General features: G+C 66.4%; 16 protein-coding genes. 11 read left to right on the top strand and 5 right to left on the bottom strand.

From position 1 onward, the window contains the following. A partial coding sequence (locus Q0071_RS10850) for a hypothetical protein (RefSeq protein WP_298168762.1) occupies positions 1–191 on the top strand: 191 nt, incomplete at its 5' end. Here Q0071_RS10850 and Q0071_RS10845 read toward each other — a convergent pair. Beyond that, positions 188–427: a hypothetical protein gene (locus Q0071_RS10845; protein WP_298168759.1), complete on the bottom strand. Its 240-nt coding sequence runs from the start codon at positions 425–427 to the stop codon at positions 188–190. The two genes, Q0071_RS10850 and Q0071_RS10845, sit on opposite strands and share 4 nt — an antisense overlap. A 14-nt stretch (positions 428–441) precedes the next feature. Then, positions 442–753 carry a hypothetical protein gene (locus Q0071_RS10840; protein WP_298168757.1) on the bottom strand — a complete coding sequence of 104 codons (312 nt, stop codon included), beginning with the start codon at positions 751–753 and terminating at the stop codon, positions 442–444. Positions 754–934: 181 nt separating this feature from the next. Between Q0071_RS10840 and Q0071_RS10835 the strand changes: the two genes are divergently transcribed. The 7 genes from Q0071_RS10835 to recQ all read left to right on the top strand — a co-directional run bounded on the left by Q0071_RS10835 (position 935) and on the right by recQ (position 11,135). Further along, positions 935–1,954 carry a metalloregulator ArsR/SmtB family transcription factor gene (locus Q0071_RS10835; protein WP_298168754.1) on the top strand — a complete coding sequence of 340 codons (1,020 nt, stop codon included), beginning with the start codon at positions 935–937 and terminating at the stop codon, positions 1,952–1,954. Next, complete coding sequence (gene metF, locus Q0071_RS10830; RefSeq protein WP_298168750.1) at positions 1,951–2,892, top strand: methylenetetrahydrofolate reductase [NAD(P)H]; 942 nt, start codon at positions 1,951–1,953, stop codon at positions 2,890–2,892. Before Q0071_RS10835 ends, metF begins: the two co-directional genes overlap by 4 nt. Beyond that, the gene (locus Q0071_RS10825; protein ID WP_298168747.1) at positions 2,889–3,947 is read left to right on the top strand and encodes a homocysteine S-methyltransferase family protein; all 1,059 of its coding nucleotides are present in this window, start codon (positions 2,889–2,891) and stop codon (positions 3,945–3,947) included. The genes metF and Q0071_RS10825 overlap by 4 nt, the downstream gene beginning before the upstream one ends. Positions 3,948–4,074: 127 nt before the next feature. After that, entirely contained in the window at positions 4,075–6,705 is a 2,631-nt protein-coding gene (gene metH, locus Q0071_RS10820) for a methionine synthase (RefSeq protein ID WP_298168744.1), read from the top strand. 159 nt (positions 6,706–6,864) lie between these two features. Then, positions 6,865–8,067, top strand: a complete 1,203-nt coding sequence (locus tag Q0071_RS10815) for a cation:proton antiporter (protein ID WP_298168741.1) — start codon at positions 6,865–6,867, stop codon at positions 8,065–8,067. Further along, positions 8,064–9,245, top strand: a complete 1,182-nt coding sequence (locus tag Q0071_RS10810) for a serine hydrolase (RefSeq protein WP_298168738.1) — start codon at positions 8,064–8,066, stop codon at positions 9,243–9,245. The genes Q0071_RS10815 and Q0071_RS10810 overlap by 4 nt, the downstream gene beginning before the upstream one ends. 78 nt (positions 9,246–9,323) lie before the next feature. Further along, on the top strand, positions 9,324–11,135 hold the full coding sequence (gene recQ / locus Q0071_RS10805) for a DNA helicase RecQ (protein WP_298168765.1): 1,812 nt from the start codon (positions 9,324–9,326) through the stop codon (positions 11,133–11,135). Positions 11,136–11,141: 6 nt separating this feature from the next. Here recQ and Q0071_RS10800 read toward each other — a convergent pair whose 3' ends face one another. After that, positions 11,142–11,873: an SDR family NAD(P)-dependent oxidoreductase gene (locus Q0071_RS10800; protein WP_298168736.1), complete on the bottom strand. Its 732-nt coding sequence runs from the start codon at positions 11,871–11,873 to the stop codon at positions 11,142–11,144. 160 nt (positions 11,874–12,033) lie between these two features. Here Q0071_RS10800 and Q0071_RS10795 point away from each other — a divergent pair, with 160 nt between their 5' ends. The 3 genes from Q0071_RS10795 to Q0071_RS10785 are packed head-to-tail and all read left to right on the top strand — an operon-like array spanning position 12,034 to position 14,322. Further along, entirely contained in the window at positions 12,034–13,239 is a 1,206-nt protein-coding gene (locus tag Q0071_RS10795) for a toxic anion resistance protein (RefSeq protein WP_298168733.1), read from the top strand. 7 nt (positions 13,240–13,246) lie between these two features. After that, entirely contained in the window at positions 13,247–14,017 is a 771-nt protein-coding gene (locus Q0071_RS10790; RefSeq protein ID WP_298168730.1) for a hypothetical protein, read from the top strand. Beyond that, positions 14,017–14,322 (top strand): hypothetical protein, encoded by a 306-nt coding sequence (locus Q0071_RS10785; RefSeq protein WP_298168727.1) that lies wholly within the window; start codon positions 14,017–14,019, stop codon positions 14,320–14,322. The genes Q0071_RS10790 and Q0071_RS10785 overlap by 1 nt, the downstream gene beginning before the upstream one ends. A gap of 12 nt (positions 14,323–14,334) precedes the next feature. Here the strand turns inward: Q0071_RS10785 and Q0071_RS10780 are convergent, their stop codons facing one another. Both Q0071_RS10780 and Q0071_RS10775 read right to left on the bottom strand, forming a co-directional pair. Continuing rightward, on the bottom strand, positions 14,335–14,700 hold the full coding sequence (locus Q0071_RS10780; RefSeq protein WP_298168724.1) for a hypothetical protein: 366 nt from the start codon (positions 14,698–14,700) through the stop codon (positions 14,335–14,337). Continuing rightward, positions 14,697–16,454, bottom strand: coding sequence for a fatty acyl-AMP ligase (locus Q0071_RS10775; RefSeq protein ID WP_298168721.1), 1,758 nt, complete (start codon positions 16,452–16,454; stop codon positions 14,697–14,699). Before Q0071_RS10775 ends, Q0071_RS10780 begins: the two co-directional genes overlap by 4 nt. Positions 16,455–16,495 lie beyond the last annotated feature (41 nt).

Below are 16,495 nucleotides of genomic sequence, written 5' to 3'. Positions count from 1 at the left end.
TGTCGATATCTCAAGCCTTTCCGACGCAGCAATGGGCCATTCTGGCTAAACCCCTTCGGGGCGACCAAATGGCTTCCATCTCGAACCAACGCGCCCTTGGAAAGGCAACCAGCCTTCCCGGCGGGCGCCTTGGCCCGATATGTTCGCCATTTGGTCGCCTCGATGGCGCGGTTTATGAGTTTACGGCCTAGGGCTTCGCGCTGGCGCCGCCCGTTGCCCCGGCGGCCGGAACAGTCGCCAAATCTGCGGGCACGGTCGCATCCACCAGCGGCGGGGTGGGGCGCTTTTCCAGCATTTCCGCCGCTTCATCGAGCGCGCGGGCTTCACCGACGGTGACCCCGCCCGGCCCCGGATCGGTGTCTTTCTGACAGCCGCTTAGGCAGAGCGCTGCGGGGAGCAGCGTGGCGGCGGCCAGCGCCGCGCGCATGCTCCCCGCGCCGGTCACTGCTGCGGCTTCTGCTCTTCGGCGGCAGCAGCGGCTGCGGCCTTGGCTTCCTCTGCAGCCGAAACCGCGCTGTCGGCGGCGCTCTTGGCAGCGTCCTCGGCGCTCAGCGCGGCCTGCGAGGCATCGGCGGCAGGGGCCGGGGCGGCAGCTGAAGGCTCGGCCGAAGGCAGCTCGTCAGCGGGCATCTCGACATTGTCGGCGGTAGCGCCGGCCGAAGCGTCGTCGGTCTTGCCGCAGGCACTCAGCGCAAAGGCGGCCGCGCAGGCCAGCACGGTGGCGAGGCGCTTGATCTGGGTGGTCTTTGTCATGTTAGTCCCTCAGGCTGTTCGATATGGTCGGTTCTCGCGGCACACCGCCGCTGTGCCGGCGCGTTCTAGTGCGCCCTCCCTGCCATGGCAAACCTCAAACCACCAACCCGGTTTGTTATCGGACTGTTATACCATATAAGGAATTCCTTATATGGCTTGCATGATATAAAGAAGGCTTTATATGCTTATCACGATGTCCGTGCTCGAAACCCTCCGCGCCTTGGCCGATCCTACCCGGCTTCGCATCATGCGGCTGCTGGCCAGCATGGAACTGGCCGTGGGTGAACTTGCGCAAGTTCTCGGCCAAAGCCAGCCCCGCGTTTCGCGCCACATCAAGATCCTCTGCGATGCCGGCCTTGCCGAGCGCCGCCGCGAAGGCGGCTGGGTGTTCCTGCGCGCTGCGGTCAGCGAGGGCGGAGCGCCCGATGCGCTCGGCACCGCACTTGCCCGCGTGCTGATCAGTGCCGAGTCCGCCGATGCCGATTTCGGGGCCCAGTGCGCCGAAGACCGACAGCACCTCGGCGTGATCCGCTCCGCGCGCGAAGCCAGCGCGGCGGACTATTTCGCCCGTCACGCCGCCGAATGGGATGAACTGCGCAGCCTCCACATCGCCGATGGCCCGGTCGAGGCGGCGCTGGGCGAAATGCTCTCCGGCCAGATCGGCCGTCTGCTCGATGTCGGCACCGGCACCGGCCGCATTGCCGAACTGTTTGCCGCGCGCGCCCAGCATGTCACCGCGCTCGACAAGAGCCCCGAAATGCTGCGGCTTGCCCGCACCCGGCTGCAGCATCTGCCGGCCGGGCACGTCAGCCTCGTGCAGGGCGATTTCGCGCAGCTGCCATTCCCCGATTCCGGCTTCGATACGGTGCTGTTCCACCAGGTCCTCCACTATGCGCTGGCCCCGCAGGCCGTGCTGGCAGAGGCCGCGCGCGTCACCGCGCCGGGCGGGCGGGTGGTGATCGTCGATTTCGCCTCGCACGAGCGCGAGGAACTGCGCACCGCGCATGCCCATGCCCGCCTCGGCTTTTCCGACGCGCAGGTTGCCGCGCTGCTCACCGCTGCCGGGTTCGATCCCGCCGGTGATCGCGCGCTTCCCGGGCACGAACTCATCGTCAAGATCTGGACCGGCGTGCGCCGCGAGGGCCGCGCCGCCATCAGCAAGTTTCCCGGCACCGAGTTTCCAAGACTGGCAGCACAATGACCACAACCTTCGATCAACTGCGTGAAGCCCGCACCGCGCTCGATACCCCGCTGTTTGCGGGACTGCCGGGCGATATCCGGGTCAGTTTCGAATTCTTCCCCCCGCGCACCGATCCCTTGATGGAGCAGCTGTGGGAAGTGGTGACCACGCTCGCCCCGCTGCGGCCCAGCTTCGTCTCGGTCACCTATGGCGCGGGCGGCTCCACGCGCGACCGCACCCACGGCACCGTCGCGCGCATCATCAAGGAAGCGCGCCTCCCCGCTGCCGCGCACCTTACCTGCGTCGATGCCAGCAAGGCCGAAATCCGCGAAGTGGCGGAAAGCTACTGGGAAGCAGGCGTGCGACACATCGTCGCGCTGCGCGGGGACATGGGCGCGCCGGGCGTACCCTTCACGCCGCACCCCGATGGCTATACCAATGCGGCGGACCTCGTCGCCGGCCTCAAGCAGATCGCGCCGTTCGAAATTTCGGTCGCGGCCTATCCCGAAAGCCATCCGGATTCGCCCAGCGTCGAAGCGGATGTCGACAACCTGAAGCGCAAGCTCGATGCCGGGGCCACCCGCGCGATCAGCCAGTTCTTCTTCGAGCCCGAGACCTTCTTCCGCTTCCGCGACAGGCTTGCCGCCGCCGGGATCACCGCGCCGGTGCTGCCGGGCATCCTGCCTGTCTCCAACGTCGCGCAGACGCGCAAGTTCGCAGCGGCCTGCGGCGCGCAGATCCCGGCATGGATGGACGGCCTGTTCGAAGGGCTCGATCATCATCCCGCCTCGCGCCAACTCGTCGCGGCGACCATTTCCGCCGAGTTCTGCCGCCGTCTTTACGCAGGCGGCGTGCGCGATTTCCACTTCTACACCCTGAACCGCGCCGAGCTTTCCTACGCGATCTGCCACTTGCTCGGCCTGCGCCCCGAACGCGCCCCGCTGGAGCAAGCTGCATGACGATTACCCCATCCGCTGCTCGCACGGCTCTGCTCGAACAGGCCAGCAAGCGCATCCTCATCACCGACGGCGCATTCGGCACCGAAATCCAGAACTGGAAGCTGACCGAGGCCGATTACGCCGGCACGCTCGGCCTTTCGCGCGATCAGAAGGGCAACAACGATATCCTCGCGCTTTCCGCGCCGCATGTGCCCGAATCGATCCACCGCGCCTATTTCGCGGCGGGTGCGGATATTGCCGAAACCAACACCTTCTCTGCCAACCGCATCAGCCAGGCCGACTATGGCGCCGAGCATCTGGTGCGCGAGATCAATCTCGAAAGCGCCAAGCTTGCCCGCCGCGTGGCGGATGAATTCCAGGCCGATGATGGCCGCCCGCGCTTCGTCGCCGGTGCCATCGGCCCGACCAACAAGACCCTCTCGCTCTCCCCCGACGTCAACGATCCGGGCTTCCGCGAGATCGACTGGGATTTCCTCGTCGAAGTCTACCGCGAACAGGCCGAAGCTCTCGTCGAAGGCGGCGCGGATTTCATCCTCGTCGAGACGGTGTTCGACACGCTCAACGCCAAGGCCGCGATCATGGCCGTCCGCCTGCTCGAACAGCAGCTCGGCCGCGAAGTGCCGATCATGCTTTCGATGACGCTGACCGATCTTTCAGGCCGCAACCTCTCGGGCCATACGGTCGAAGCCTTCTGGTACGCGGTGCGCCATGCGCGCCCTGTCACCATTGGGCTCAATTGCTCGTTCGGCGCGTCGCAGCTGCGCCCCCACGTCCGCGCGCTTTCGCAGATCGCCGATACGCTGATCATGGTCTACCCGAACGCGGGCCTTCCCAACGAACTCGGCCAGTACGACGAGATGCCCGCCACCACTGCCGGCCTCGTCCACGAATGGGCCGAGCACGGGCAGGTCAATGTGCTGGGCGGCTGCTGCGGCTCCACACCGGAACACATCGCGGCCATCGCCCGCTCGGTGCAGGGCCTGCCGCCGCGCGTGCTGCCTGGACACCAGACCGCCACGGCCCTGGCCGGGCTCGAACCGTTCGTGATGGCCTGATACTCTAGCCCTCTCCCCTTCAGGGGAGAGGGTTGGGAGAGGGGCCTCGACCTTGAAACACATGCATGGCCGGCGGGAGGTTCCCCTCTCCCCGGCCCTCTCCCCTGAAGGGGAGAGGGAGATCAGAATGACAACCGATACCGCAACTCGCCCCACCGGCTCATCCTTCGTCAACGTCGGCGAACGCACCAACGTCACCGGCTCCGCCGCGTTCAAGAAGCTGATCCTCGCGGGTGACTACACCCGGGCAGTCGAAGTCGCGCGCCAGCAGGTGGAAAACGGTGCGCAGATCATCGACGTCAACATGGACGAGGGCCTGCTCGATGCGGTCCACGCCATGACCACGTTCCTCAAGCTGATCGCCGCCGAGCCTGATATCGCCCGCGTGCCGGTGATGATCGACAGCTCGAAGTGGGAAGTCATCGAGGCGGGCCTCAAGTGCGTTTCGGGCAAGCCCATCGTCAATTCGATCTCGATGAAGGAAGGCGAGGAAGCCTTCCTCACCTCGGCGCGCAAGTGCATGGATTATGGCGCCGCTGTCGTCGTCATGGCTTTCGACGAGAAGGGCCAGGCCGATACCAAGGCGCGCAAGGTCGAGATCTGCGCGCGTGCCTATGACCTCCTCCTCGGCATCGGCTTCCCGGCCGAAGACATCATCTTCGATCCCAACGTGTTCGCCGTCGCCACCGGCATCGAGGAGCATGACCGCTACGCGCTCGATTTCATCGAGGCCGCGCGCGAGATCCGTGCCCGCTGCCCGCACGTCCATATCTCGGGCGGCCTTTCCAACCTCTCGTTCAGCTTTCGCGGCAATGAAACCGTGCGCCGCGCGATGCATTCGGTGTTCCTCTATCACGCGATCCCGGCGGGGATGGACATGGCCATCGTCAACGCCGGCCAGCTCGATATCTACGACCAGATCGACCCGACCTTGCGCGAGGCCTGCGAGGACGTGCTCCTCATGCGCCACCCGGACGCGACCGAGCGGCTGATCAACCTTGCCGAAAGTTACAAGGGCAAGGATGCCGTCGCCGAAAAGGCCGCCGAGGAATGGCGCGGCTGGGACGTCGTCCGCCGCCTGGAGCATGCCCTCGTGAAGGGCATCGACATGTACGTGGTCGAGGATACCGAGGAAGCCCGCGCCGAAATCTTTGCGCGCGGCGGCAGGCCCATCGAAGTGATCGAAGGCCCGCTGATGCAGGGCATGAACACGGTTGGCGATCTGTTTGGTTCGGGCAAGATGTTCCTGCCGCAGGTGGTCAAATCCGCGCGCGTGATGAAGAAGGCGGTCGCGCACCTCATCCCGTTCATCGAGGCGGAAAAACTCCCCGGCGCGCGCCCCAAGGGCCGCATGATCATGGCCACCGTCAAGGGCGACGTCCACGATATTGGCAAGAACATCGTCGGCGTCGTGCTCCAGTGCAACGGCTACGAAGTGATCGACCTGGGCGTCATGGTGCCGTGGTCGAAGATCCTCGAAGTCGCCAAGGCCGAAGATGTCGACATGATCGGCCTTTCCGGCCTGATCACCCCCTCGCTCGACGAGATGGTGACCGTGGCGGAGGAAATGCAGCGCGCGGGCTTCACCATCCCGCTGCTCATCGGCGGTGCGACCACCAGCAAGGTCCACACCGCGCTGCGCATCGATCCGGCCTATGAAGGCCCTGTCGTCCATGTGCTTGATGCCAGCCGTGCGGTCGGTGTCGCCAGCCAGCTCCTTTCGGACACGCAGCGCGATGGCTTTGTCGAGGCGACGGCGCACGAATACCAGCACGTGCGTGATCTGCGCGCCGGCAAGGAGGCTTCGGTCCTCCTCAGCCTCGCCGATGCGCGCGCCAATGCCTATGCGCCCGATCTTTCGGAAAAGGCTCCGCCGCCCGAACAGCCCGGCATCCACGTCTTCCCGGAATGGGATCTGGCAGACCTTGCCGAATGCATCGACTGGACCCCGTTCTTCCGTGCCTGGGAACTCGCCGGCAACTACCCCGCGATCCTCGATGACGAGATTGTTGGCGAAAGCGCCCGCTCGCTCTTTGCCGACGCGCGCAAGATGCTCGATCAGGTGATCGCGGAAAAGTGGTTCACCGCAAAGGGCGTCGCGGGCTTCTGGCCCTGCCACCGCGAGGAAGACGATGTCGTGCTCTACCTCCCGGAGGAAGAGCGCCACGTGCGGCTTCCCTTCCTGCGCCAGCAGATCCGCAAGAGCCGCGACCGCAAGAACATGTGCCTTGCCGATTTCATCGATCCGCAGGGCGATTGGCTCGGCGGTTTCGCGGTTGGCATCCACGGCATCGAGCCGCATCTCGCACGCTTCCAGGCCGCGCACGACGATTACAACGACATCCTCCTGAAGGCCCTCGCGGACCGCTTCGCCGAAGCTTACGCGGAACGCCTGCACCAATATGTGCGCACTACGCTCTGGGCCTATGCGCCGGGCGAACAGCTCACCAACGAGGCGCTGGTCCGTGAGCAATACCGCGGCATCCGCCCCGCGCCCGGCTATCCGGCTTGCCCGGATCACAGCCTCAAGCCGATCCTGTTCGATCTGCTGCGCGCGCAAGACAATGCCGGCATCGTGCTCACGGAATCGCAGGCCATGCTGCCCACCGCCGCTGTTTCGGGCTTCTATTTTGCCCACCCCGAAAGCCAGTACTTCGGCGTTGCCCGCATCGGCCGCGATCAGGTGGAGGACTACGCTGTCCGCCGCGGCTTCGATCTTGCAACAACGGAACGCTGGCTGCGGCCCAATCTGGATTGATCGTGCCGCGCCCACACGCCTCGCCCTTCTTGCGAAGGCTGGAATCCGGAGCGATTCAACATTAATGTCTGACTTTATCCACGACCTCCAATCACCCGGGATGCAATGGCAATAGCCCTTGCCCGGCAGAGGCAATAAAAGTCTCACGCTATGGCGACGATGAGCACCTCCGAAATCTTCCTGATCGCACTGACGATCATCCTTGCCGTCCCCTATGCGGTCTGGCGCCTGCTGCGGACGGACCACTATGCCCCGCTGGTGGTGGTGCAGATCGTCGGCGGCATCATCCTCGGACCCGGCGTGCTCGGCGCCGCGTTTCCCGGCTACTACAGCTTCGTGTTCAACCCGCAGGTCATCGGCGCGCTGAACGGCGTGGCGTGGTGGGCAGTGATGATGTTCGTGTTCGCCGCAGGGCTCGAACTCGATCTCGGCGATGCGCTCGGCAACTGGCGCGAGACGGCGATCACCGCAGGCTGCGCGCTGATTTTCCCGCTCCTGCTCGGCGCGGGGGCGGCCGCGCTTCTGCTGCTGGAACCGGGCTGGATCGGACCCAAGGGGAACTACGGCCAGGCCGTGCTCGGCATCGGCATGGCCTGCGCGGTCACGGCGCTTCCCATCCTCGTGCTGCTGATGGAAAAGCTCGCCATCTTCCGCACGCCCTTCGGTCAACGCCTGCTGCGCTATGCCAGCCTTGACGACGTGCTGATCTGGGGCGTCCTCGCGCTGATCCTGCTCGATTGGGAGCGGGTCGGGCGGCAGGGGCTGTTCCTCGTCATCTTCGCGGTCGCGGCCTGGGCCGTGCGCCAGCTCGTTGCGCGGATTGGCGAGAACGACCGCTGGTACGTCAGCCTTATCTGGCTCTCCGCCTGCGGCTTCGCGGCAGACTGGTCGGGCCTGCACTTCATGGTCGGTGCGTTCCTTGCGGGCGCAGTGCTCGATGCCAAGTGGTACAGCCGCGAGCGACTCGACGCTTTTCGCGAATTCCTGCTGCTTGCGGTCATGCCGGTGTTCTTCCTCTCGACCGGCCTGCGCACCAACTGGGGCGTTGGCGGCGCGGCCGTATTCGGCGCGGCGGCGCTGTTCCTTGCCGCAGCCGTGATCGGCAAGCTTGCCGGCGTGCATCTTGCCGGCCGCATTCTCGGCTGGACCAAGGGCGAGGCAGCGGTGATCGGCTGGATGCTCCAGACCAAGGCGCTGATCATGATCATCTTCGTCAACGTGCTGCTCGACAAGCAGATCATCACCGCGGAAACCTTCACCGCCATGCTGCTGATGGCCGTCGCCAGCACGATGCTGACCGTGCCCAACGTCCGCCCGCGCCTTGCTCGGTTGGGGCTGGGTCTCGGGGCGGGGCAGGGGTGAGGGCGGCTCTCGCCCTCGTCGCCGCGATCTTGCTCCCGGCAACTGTGCGGGCAGAGCCGCCCGCAACTGTCGCCGTTACCTTCGATCGCCACACGATCCGCCCGGTCCTCGCCGAAGGGCTGGCGGATCGCGCCAGCGGCCGCAAGGCCACTGCCGATGATCCGGTCCGCGTGGCCTCGATTTCCAAGCTTGTCACCACGCTCGGCGTGCTGCGGCTGGTGGACGAGGGTAAGCTCAATCTCGATTCCGATGTCTCGGTCTGGCTCGGCTGGCCGCTGCGCCACCCGCAGTTCCCGGATCGCCCGATCACCCTGCGCCTGCTTCTCTCGCACCGCTCGGGCCTGACCGACGGCGCGGACTACATCATCCCGCTCGGCGAAACGCTGCGCCAGCGCCTGGCCGATCCCCGCGCCTGGGATCCCGCGCATGGCCCCGGGGATGATTGGTTCCACTATACCAACCTCAATTTCCCGGTGGTCGCCTCGGTCATGGAAGCGGCCACGGGCGAACGCTTCGATCGCCTGATGCAGCGCCTTGTCCTGAAGCCGTTGCGGCTTTCCGCCTGCTACAACTGGTCTGGCTGCGATGCCGCCGCAGCCGCCCGCGCGGTGGTGCTCTACCGCGCCGATGGCAGCGTCGCGCGGGATGATCTCAAGGGCACATTGCCCGCCTGCCCGGTCGTGGTGATCGAGGGCAAGCCTTGCGATCTTGCCGCCTACACCCCCGGCTGGAACGGCGCGCTGTTCTCGCCGCAGGGCGGTCTGCGCATTGCGATGCGCGATCTCGCCCGCATCGGCCAGATGCTCGCGCGCGGCGGGCGCGGCTTCCTCTCGCCCGCCAGCTACGCCGCGCTCACCACCCCTGAGTGGCGCCTCAACGGGCACAATGGTGTTGGCGAAAATGGCGAGCCCGATGGCTTTTTCTGCGCCTATGGCCTCGGCCTCCAGCCGATTGCAAACCGCATGGAAGGCTGCCACGACGACCCATTCGGCGATGGCGTCCCCCGGCTCGGCCATCCCGGCGAGGCTTATGCCCTGCGCTCCGGCCTCTGGCTCGATCCGAAAACCGGCCGCGGCATCGCCTTCTTCACCACGGCGGTGCCCGATGATGCCGCCAAGGGTGCAAGCGCCTTCACCGCCGCCGAAGAAGCCGTGATCGCGCGGGTGCGCGGCCGATAAGCCGGGGATAATCCGCCGCGGAGCCAATAGGGCTTTTCCTTAGTCCATGCGATCTGCCATGGCAGTTTTGTGTCGACGATCAGCCCCGAAGCCCTGGACGACGCGCAATCTGCGTCACTGGCCGCCCTTGCCCGCATTTTCGGCTTTTCGAGCTTCCGGGGCGTGCAGGACCAGGTGGTCAGCCGGGTGCTGGCGGGGCAATCCACCCTCGCGGTGATGCCAACCGGCGCGGGCAAGTCGCTCACATACCAGCTCCCCGCCGCGATGCTGCCGGGCACCTGCGTGGTCATCTCCCCGCTCATCGCGCTGATGCACGATCAGCTGCGCTCGGCCAATGCCAATGGCCTCGCCGCCGCCGCACTCACCAGCGTCGATATGGACCGCGAGCAGACCATCGAGCGCTTCCGCTCAGGCCAGCTCGACCTGCTCTACGTCGCGCCCGAACGCGCCAGCCAGCCCCACTTCCGCGAAATGCTGACCCGCGCCCCCATCGCGCTGTTCGCTATCGACGAGGCGCATTGCGTCTCCGAATGGGGCCACGATTTCCGGCCGGATTATCGCCTGCTGCGCCCACTGCTCGATAGTTTCGCCGATGTCCCGCGCCTCGCGCTCACCGCCACGGCAGACCGGCACACCCGCGCCGATATCCTCGCCCAGCTTGGCATCCCCGATGAAGGCCTGATCATTGCCGGGTTCGACCGGCCCAATATCCGCTACCGGATCACCCCGCGCGACAACGCGCTGCGCCAGCTGAAGGCCCTGCTCGCCGAACAGCCAGGGCCGGGGATCGTCTATGCGCCCACGCGCAATGGCGTGGAGAAACTGGCAGAACAACTCTCGGCAGGCGGGCCCGGAAAGCAGGGTCGGCGCGTGCTGCCCTATCACGCGGGCCTGCCTGCCGAGGTGCGTGCCGCCAATCAGGCCGCCTTTGTCGCCAGCGAAGACATGGTAATGGTCGCCACGGTCGCCTTCGGCATGGGGATCGACAAGCCCGACGTGCGCTTCGTCGCCCATGCGGGCCTGCCCAAATCGATCGAAGGATACTATCAGGAAACCGGCCGCGCCGGGCGCGACGGGGATGATGCCGTCGCCTTGATGCTCTGGGGCGCAGACGATTTCGCCCGCGCCCGCATGCGCATCGGCGAAGTTGAGGAGCACCGCCGCGCCAGCGAACGGGTGCGCCTCGATGCGCTCGCCGGTCTTGTCGAAGCCCACACGTGCCGCCGCGCCGTCCTCCTGCGCCATTTCGGGGAGCACCCGCCCGAACGCTGCGGCAACTGCGACAATTGCCTCCACGCGCCGGGGGTGACAGACGCGACGCAGCTGGCGCGCAAGCTGCTCTCCGCCGTCTATCGCACGGGGCAGATGTTCGGCCTTGGCTACCTCGAGAAGGTGCTCACCGGCGCAGCTGACGAACGCGTTACCGATCGCGGCCACGATCAGCTTTCGGTATTCGGCATTGTCCCCGGCGATGAAGCGCCGCTCCTGCGCTCTGTCGCGCGCGCGCTGCGGGCCCGCGGCACGCTCGTCACCAATGAGCACGGCGGCTTCATGCTCGGCGGCGATGCCCGCGCGCTGCTCAAGGGCGAGGGGCGGCTCGATCTCGTCGTCGCACCCAAGACTGATCGCACCAGCCGCCGCCGCCGGGGCGGGGAGGCCGTGCCCAACCCGGTGGGCGAGCCCCTGTTCGAAGCCTTGCGCGCCCTGCGCCGCGAGCTTGCGCAAGAAGCCGGCGTCCCGCCTTACGTGATCTTCCACGATTCCGTCCTGCGCGACATGGCGGCGCGGCGGCCCACCACCCAGCAAGACCTCGGCGCCATTGGCGGTGTTGGCGCACGCAAGCTGGAAGCCTATGGGGATAGGTTCCTCGAGGTGATCCGGGGGTTTTGAGGCAGCTCAGAACGGAATCTCGGCCCCGTCCCACGCAAACAGTCCGCCGCTATCCTCCGGCGTCAGCCCCTCCAGCACCCCCAGCAGCGCCCCTGCCGAAAACGCTGGCGTGAAAAGCTTCTCCGCCGCCACGCCGCGCTGAAACGGTGCCGACAGTGCGCTGTCCACCGTGCCCGGATGCAGCGTTACCGCGACGGCCTGCGGGTGCGTTCGCGCCAGTTCCAGCGCGAGGTTCTTGACCAGCATGTTCAGCGCCGCCTTGCTGGCGCGGTAGGCATGCCAGCCGCCCAGCCGGTTATCCGCAATCGAACCGACGCGCGCCGAAAGCGCGGCGAACACCGCGCGCCGGTCGCGCCGCAGCAGCGGCAGCGCATGCTTCGCGATCAGCGCCGGGCCGATGGTGTTCACCGCAAAGAGTTCCGCCATGCCCTCGGCGCTCAACGCGCGGTACGATTTCTCCGGCCCCGTCCCATCCGCACGGGTGAGCAGGCCGGTGGCGACGAGCACCATGTCGAGCGGCCCGCCCATGCCAGTGCACGCGGCGGCAATGCTTGCCTCGTCCTGCAAGTCGAACGCGAAGGGCCGCAGTTTGCTCCCACCCGGTGCATCGCCGCGCCGCGATCCGGCGTGGACTTCGGCAACATCGGTGCGCGCGGCCAATGCCGCCGCGAGTGCACCGCCGATGCCGCCGGAAGCGCCGAAGACTGCGCAGCACAGGACAGGGAAAGAACCGTTCATGCCTCGGAATTGGGCGCTCGGCGCCCCGCTGTCGAGCAGGTCCGAAGGGCAGTGGCTGTATTATCTTGCCAATACAGCTTGCGAACCGGCGATCGGCACGCCACATTGCCAGCACAAGCGCCCGCCGACTATCCCGGGGGCGGGAGTGAGACACGACGCCATGGCCAGCAACTCGACCGATACCGTTTCCCCCATCACGCTGACTCCGCCCGATCCCGTGCCGGTGGTCGCGCCGACGCAGGCGGCAGGCCTCGTGCCGGTGAGCGACGACACCAGGTCCAAGCTCGAAGCGCGTGCGGAGGCGTTCGTCGCCGATCTCGTCGAGCAGGATGCAGCGAGCCCCGAATTCGGCAAGCGCGTCGATCAGCTCTCCAACATGGGCCGCAAGGAAATCGCGCAGGCGGCGGGCATGTCGAACCGGTTTCTGGATCGCCCAGTGCGCGCGATGGACAAGGATGGCGGCGTCGGCGCCGATCTCGCCGCGCTGCGCCGCACGGTGGAGGAGCTTGATCCCGGCCGCCAGGGCAAGCTTTCCGGCCCGCGCAAGATCCTCGGCATCATCCCCTTCGGCAACAAGCTGAAGACCTATTTCGACAGCTACCAGTCCTCGCAAGGCCACATCAAGGCGATCCTCGACCGCCTCGCTTCGGGCAAGGACGAGCTGCTGATGGACAACGCCGCGATCGACGTGGAGCGCGGCAAGCTGTGGGAAGCGATGGGCAATCTCGAGCAGATGATCCACATCTCCAAGGTGCTCGATCAGAAGCTGGAAGATGCTGCTGCCGATCTCGATCACACCGATCCGGCCAAGGCCAAGGCGATCCGCGAAAGCGCGCTGTTCTACACTCGCCAGCGCACGCAGGACCTGCTGACCCAGATGGCGGTCACGGTGCAGGGCTATCTTGCGCTCGATCTGGTGAAGAAGAACAATGTCGAACTGGTGAAGGGCGTGGACCGCGCGGGCACGACCACGGTCGCCGCGCTGCGCACCGCCGTCACCGTTGCGCAGGCGATGACCAACCAGCGCCTCGTTCTCTCGCAGATCACCGCGCTCAACACGACGACCGCGAACATCATCGATTCGACCGGCAAGCTGCTGCGCGAGCAGACCGGCAAGATCCATGAGATGGCCGCCTCCAGCACGATCCCGCTGGAAACCCTGCAACGCGCCTTCCAGAATATCTACGAGACGATGGACACCATCGACACGTTCAAGCTCAAGGCGCTCGATGCGATGAAGCAGACGGTCGACACGCTCTCGGGCGAGGTCGAGAAGTCCAAGGGCTACATCGCGCGCGCGGAAGGGCAGGCGCAAGCGAAGCTCGCAGGAGACGCTACTTCGCCGCTGCTGAGCCTGGAGGGCTGATCTTCACATGGCGGAAAGCGCGAGCGAGAGCAGCCGAATCCTTGCCGAAGCGCGCGCCAGCCTGCAGCGCCAGCAGGCCGGCGGGCGCCGGGTCGGTGGTCGTTCGATCGGGCGGCGTTCGGCGGAGCTGAAGCGGCTTCACCTGGCGCGCAAGGCCGCGCGCATGGCTTTCGCTGTGATGGCGATCCTGCTCGGCGCGTTTGTGACGGGGCTGGCGATCAACGGCATCGGTTTCACCGGGATCGTGGTGACCTTCCTGGCCATCGTCGCCGCGCTGGCGGTGCTCGGCACGTTCCCCAAGCTCAAAGTGCCGGATCTCACGGCGCTGAACAGGGGCGACGTCCGCACCATGGTCGCGCGCACTGAACTCTGGCTCGAAGCCCAGCGCCCGGCGCTGCCCGCGCCTGCGGTGAACCTGATCGACCAGATCGGCGTGCAGCTCGATGGCCTTGGTCTGCAGCTCGAAGGTGTCGATCCGGCTGAACCCGCCGTCACCGAAGTGCGCAAGCTGGTGGGCGAACATCTTCCCGGCATGGTTGAGAGCTATCGCCGCATCCCGGCGGGCCTGCGCCGCGAACAGCGCGACGGGCGCAACGCCGATCAGCAGCTCACCGATGGGCTCGGCAAGATCAGCCAGGAGATCGATGCGGTCACGCGCCAGCTGGCGGCCGGCGATCTCGATGCCCTCGCGGTGCGCGGGCGCTTCCTCGATTACAAGTACGGGGGCGAGCTCGATCAGGCGGCCCCGCAGCTTGCTGCGCCCAAGGCTGACGTCTGATGCGCGTCTCGATCCCCCACACCCTCGGCAAGGATGAACTGCGCCGCCGCATGGCCGCCCGGCTGGGTGACGCGGAGGACAAGGCCAAGGGCATGCTCGGCGGCCTCGCCACGGTCGAAACCAGTTGGGTCGATGAAGACACGCTGGACGTGGTTGTCAGCGCGATGGGCTACACGATCCCCTGCAGTGCGGCGATTGCCGAAGCGAGCCTCGATTTCGAGGTCGAGATTCCCGCAGGCGCCGGTTTCGCGCGGCGGATGATCGAAAGCGCGGTGCGCGAAAAGGGCGAGAAGCTGGTCGGCTGACCGGCGCACGTTTCAGGCGAGGCGCGCTTCCATCTCCGCAATCAGGGCATCGAGCGTGCCGAGGCCGTCGAGCGTCGGCGCGTCGATCAGGACTTCGACATTGCCGCCGCGTTCGCGCAGGACTGCCGGAAGCGGGATGCCCTTGTGCGGCGTGTCATCCTTGTGCTGGAACACCGCCGGCATCGGCAGCCCCGCGAGCCACTTCCGCCACTTCGGGTCCATGCGCAGCGAACCGTAGGTCACCGCACAGAGGCTGCACGGGTACGTCGATGGCGAGAGCGTCTTGTGCAGCGAATCCAGCGCCATCTGCACCAGCCCGCCATTGGCGTTGTATATGAAGATCAGACGGTCCGCTGCGGGCGAGGCGGGCGCGCTCACGCCGCCAGGCTGTACGGCTCGATCTCACCGGTGAGGTACAGCTTCTTCGCCTTGGCGCGGCTCAGCTTGCCCGAGCTGGTGCGCGGCAGCGTACGCGGCGGCACGAGTTCGATCACGCAGTTCATGCCGGTAATCGCGCGCACTTTGTCGCGGATCGCGTCGCGCAGCTTCACGCGTTCTTCGGGGTCCGATACGCGGCAGTGGACGAGTACCGCCGGGGTTTCCTCGCCGTTTTCAGTCTCGACCGAGAAGGCGGCGATATCGCCCTGGTGGAAGCCGGGCAGCTGCTCCACCGCCCATTCGATATCCTGCGGCCAGTGATTCTTGCCGTTGATGATGATCATGTCCTTCGCCCGGCCGACGATGAACAGGTAGCCCACTTCGTTGAGGTAACCCATGTCGCCAGTATCGAGCCAGCCGCCCACCATGCAGGCTTCGGTCGCTTCGGGATCGCGGAAATAGGAGTGCATGACCGAGGAGCCGCGGCACCACACCTTGCCGATGTGATGGTGGGCAAGGGCCTCGCCATGCTCGCCGCGCACTTCGACTTCCATGCCGCGCACGGGAACGCCGCAGTTGACGATAGCGCGGTAGCGGGCGGGGCGGGAGAGATCCCGAGGCGTGCCCGAAAGGCGCTCTTCTTCGACGAGCTCGACTCGGATGCCTTCGCCCGGCGGCATCACCGTGACCGCCAGCGTCGCTTCGGCAAGGCCATAGCTCGGCAGGAAGGCGCTCGCCTTGAAGCCGGCATCGGCAAAGGCATTGACGAAGCTCTGCATCACGTCGGGCCGGATCATGTCGGCGCCGTTGCCCGCAATCCGCCAGCGCGAAAGGTCGAAGCGTTCGGCCACGTTGCTCTGGCTGGAGATGCGGCGCGCGCAGATGTCATAGCCGAAGGTGGGCGAATAGGACATCGAAGTGCCCTTGTTGCGGCTGATCAGATCGAGCCACGCCAGCGGGCGGCGCGCGAAATCCTCGGTCTTGAGGTAATCGGCGGAAACCTGGTTGGCGATCAGCGAAAGGAAGCAGCCGACCAGACCCATGTCGTGATACCACGGCAGCCAGCTGATCGCGCGGTCGCCGGGCTGGAATTCCATGCCGTGCGAATGGCCGGCAAGGTTTGCCAGCAATGCGCGGTGGGTCACGGCAACGCCGTGCGGGAAGCGGGTCGAGCCGCTCGAATACTGGAGGTAGGAAATCGCGTCCGGATCGGGCGTCGGCAGTTCGGTCTCGGCCGGCTCTGCTGCGGCAGCGAATTCCTGCCAGGTCAGGCCCTTGCAGCCGCAGCGCTCTGCCGCAGCGGCGCAGATTGCGGCGATCTCGTCGGGGTAGAGCAGCATCGCGGGATCGGAGCTAGTGATCTGCACCGCGAGCTGGTCGATGTAGTTTTCCTTGCCGCCAAAGCTGGTGGGCAGCGGCAGCGGCACCGGCCAGGCACCCGCATACATCGCGCCGCAGAAAAGCGAGGCGAAGTCTGCGCCGGTCTCGGCGATCAGGGCAATCCGGTCGCCCGGCTGCACGCCCATCGCGATGAGGCGGCGCGCGGCGACGAGCGCATCGGCGCGCAGCTCGGCATAGGGATAGACGCGCACCAGCGTTCCACGCGCATCGTGGAAATTGAGGCCGCATGGCCCCTCGGCGGCGAAGTCCAGCGCCTCGCAGAAAGTGGTGAAATCGGCAAACCGACGCGGACGCCCATCGTCGTTGGGCGTCGGAACCAGCGCGGCCTTGGCGGCGGCGTCCAGGACAGTCATGCGTTACCCCGTTATGGTTCTGGGTTGAATGCGATAGGGGC

The sequence above is a fragment of the Novosphingobium sp. genome (assembly GCF_027486195.1).
Lineage (GTDB): Bacteria > Pseudomonadota > Alphaproteobacteria > Sphingomonadales > Sphingomonadaceae > Novosphingobium.
This window is presented reverse-complemented; position numbering and strand designations above follow the sequence as displayed.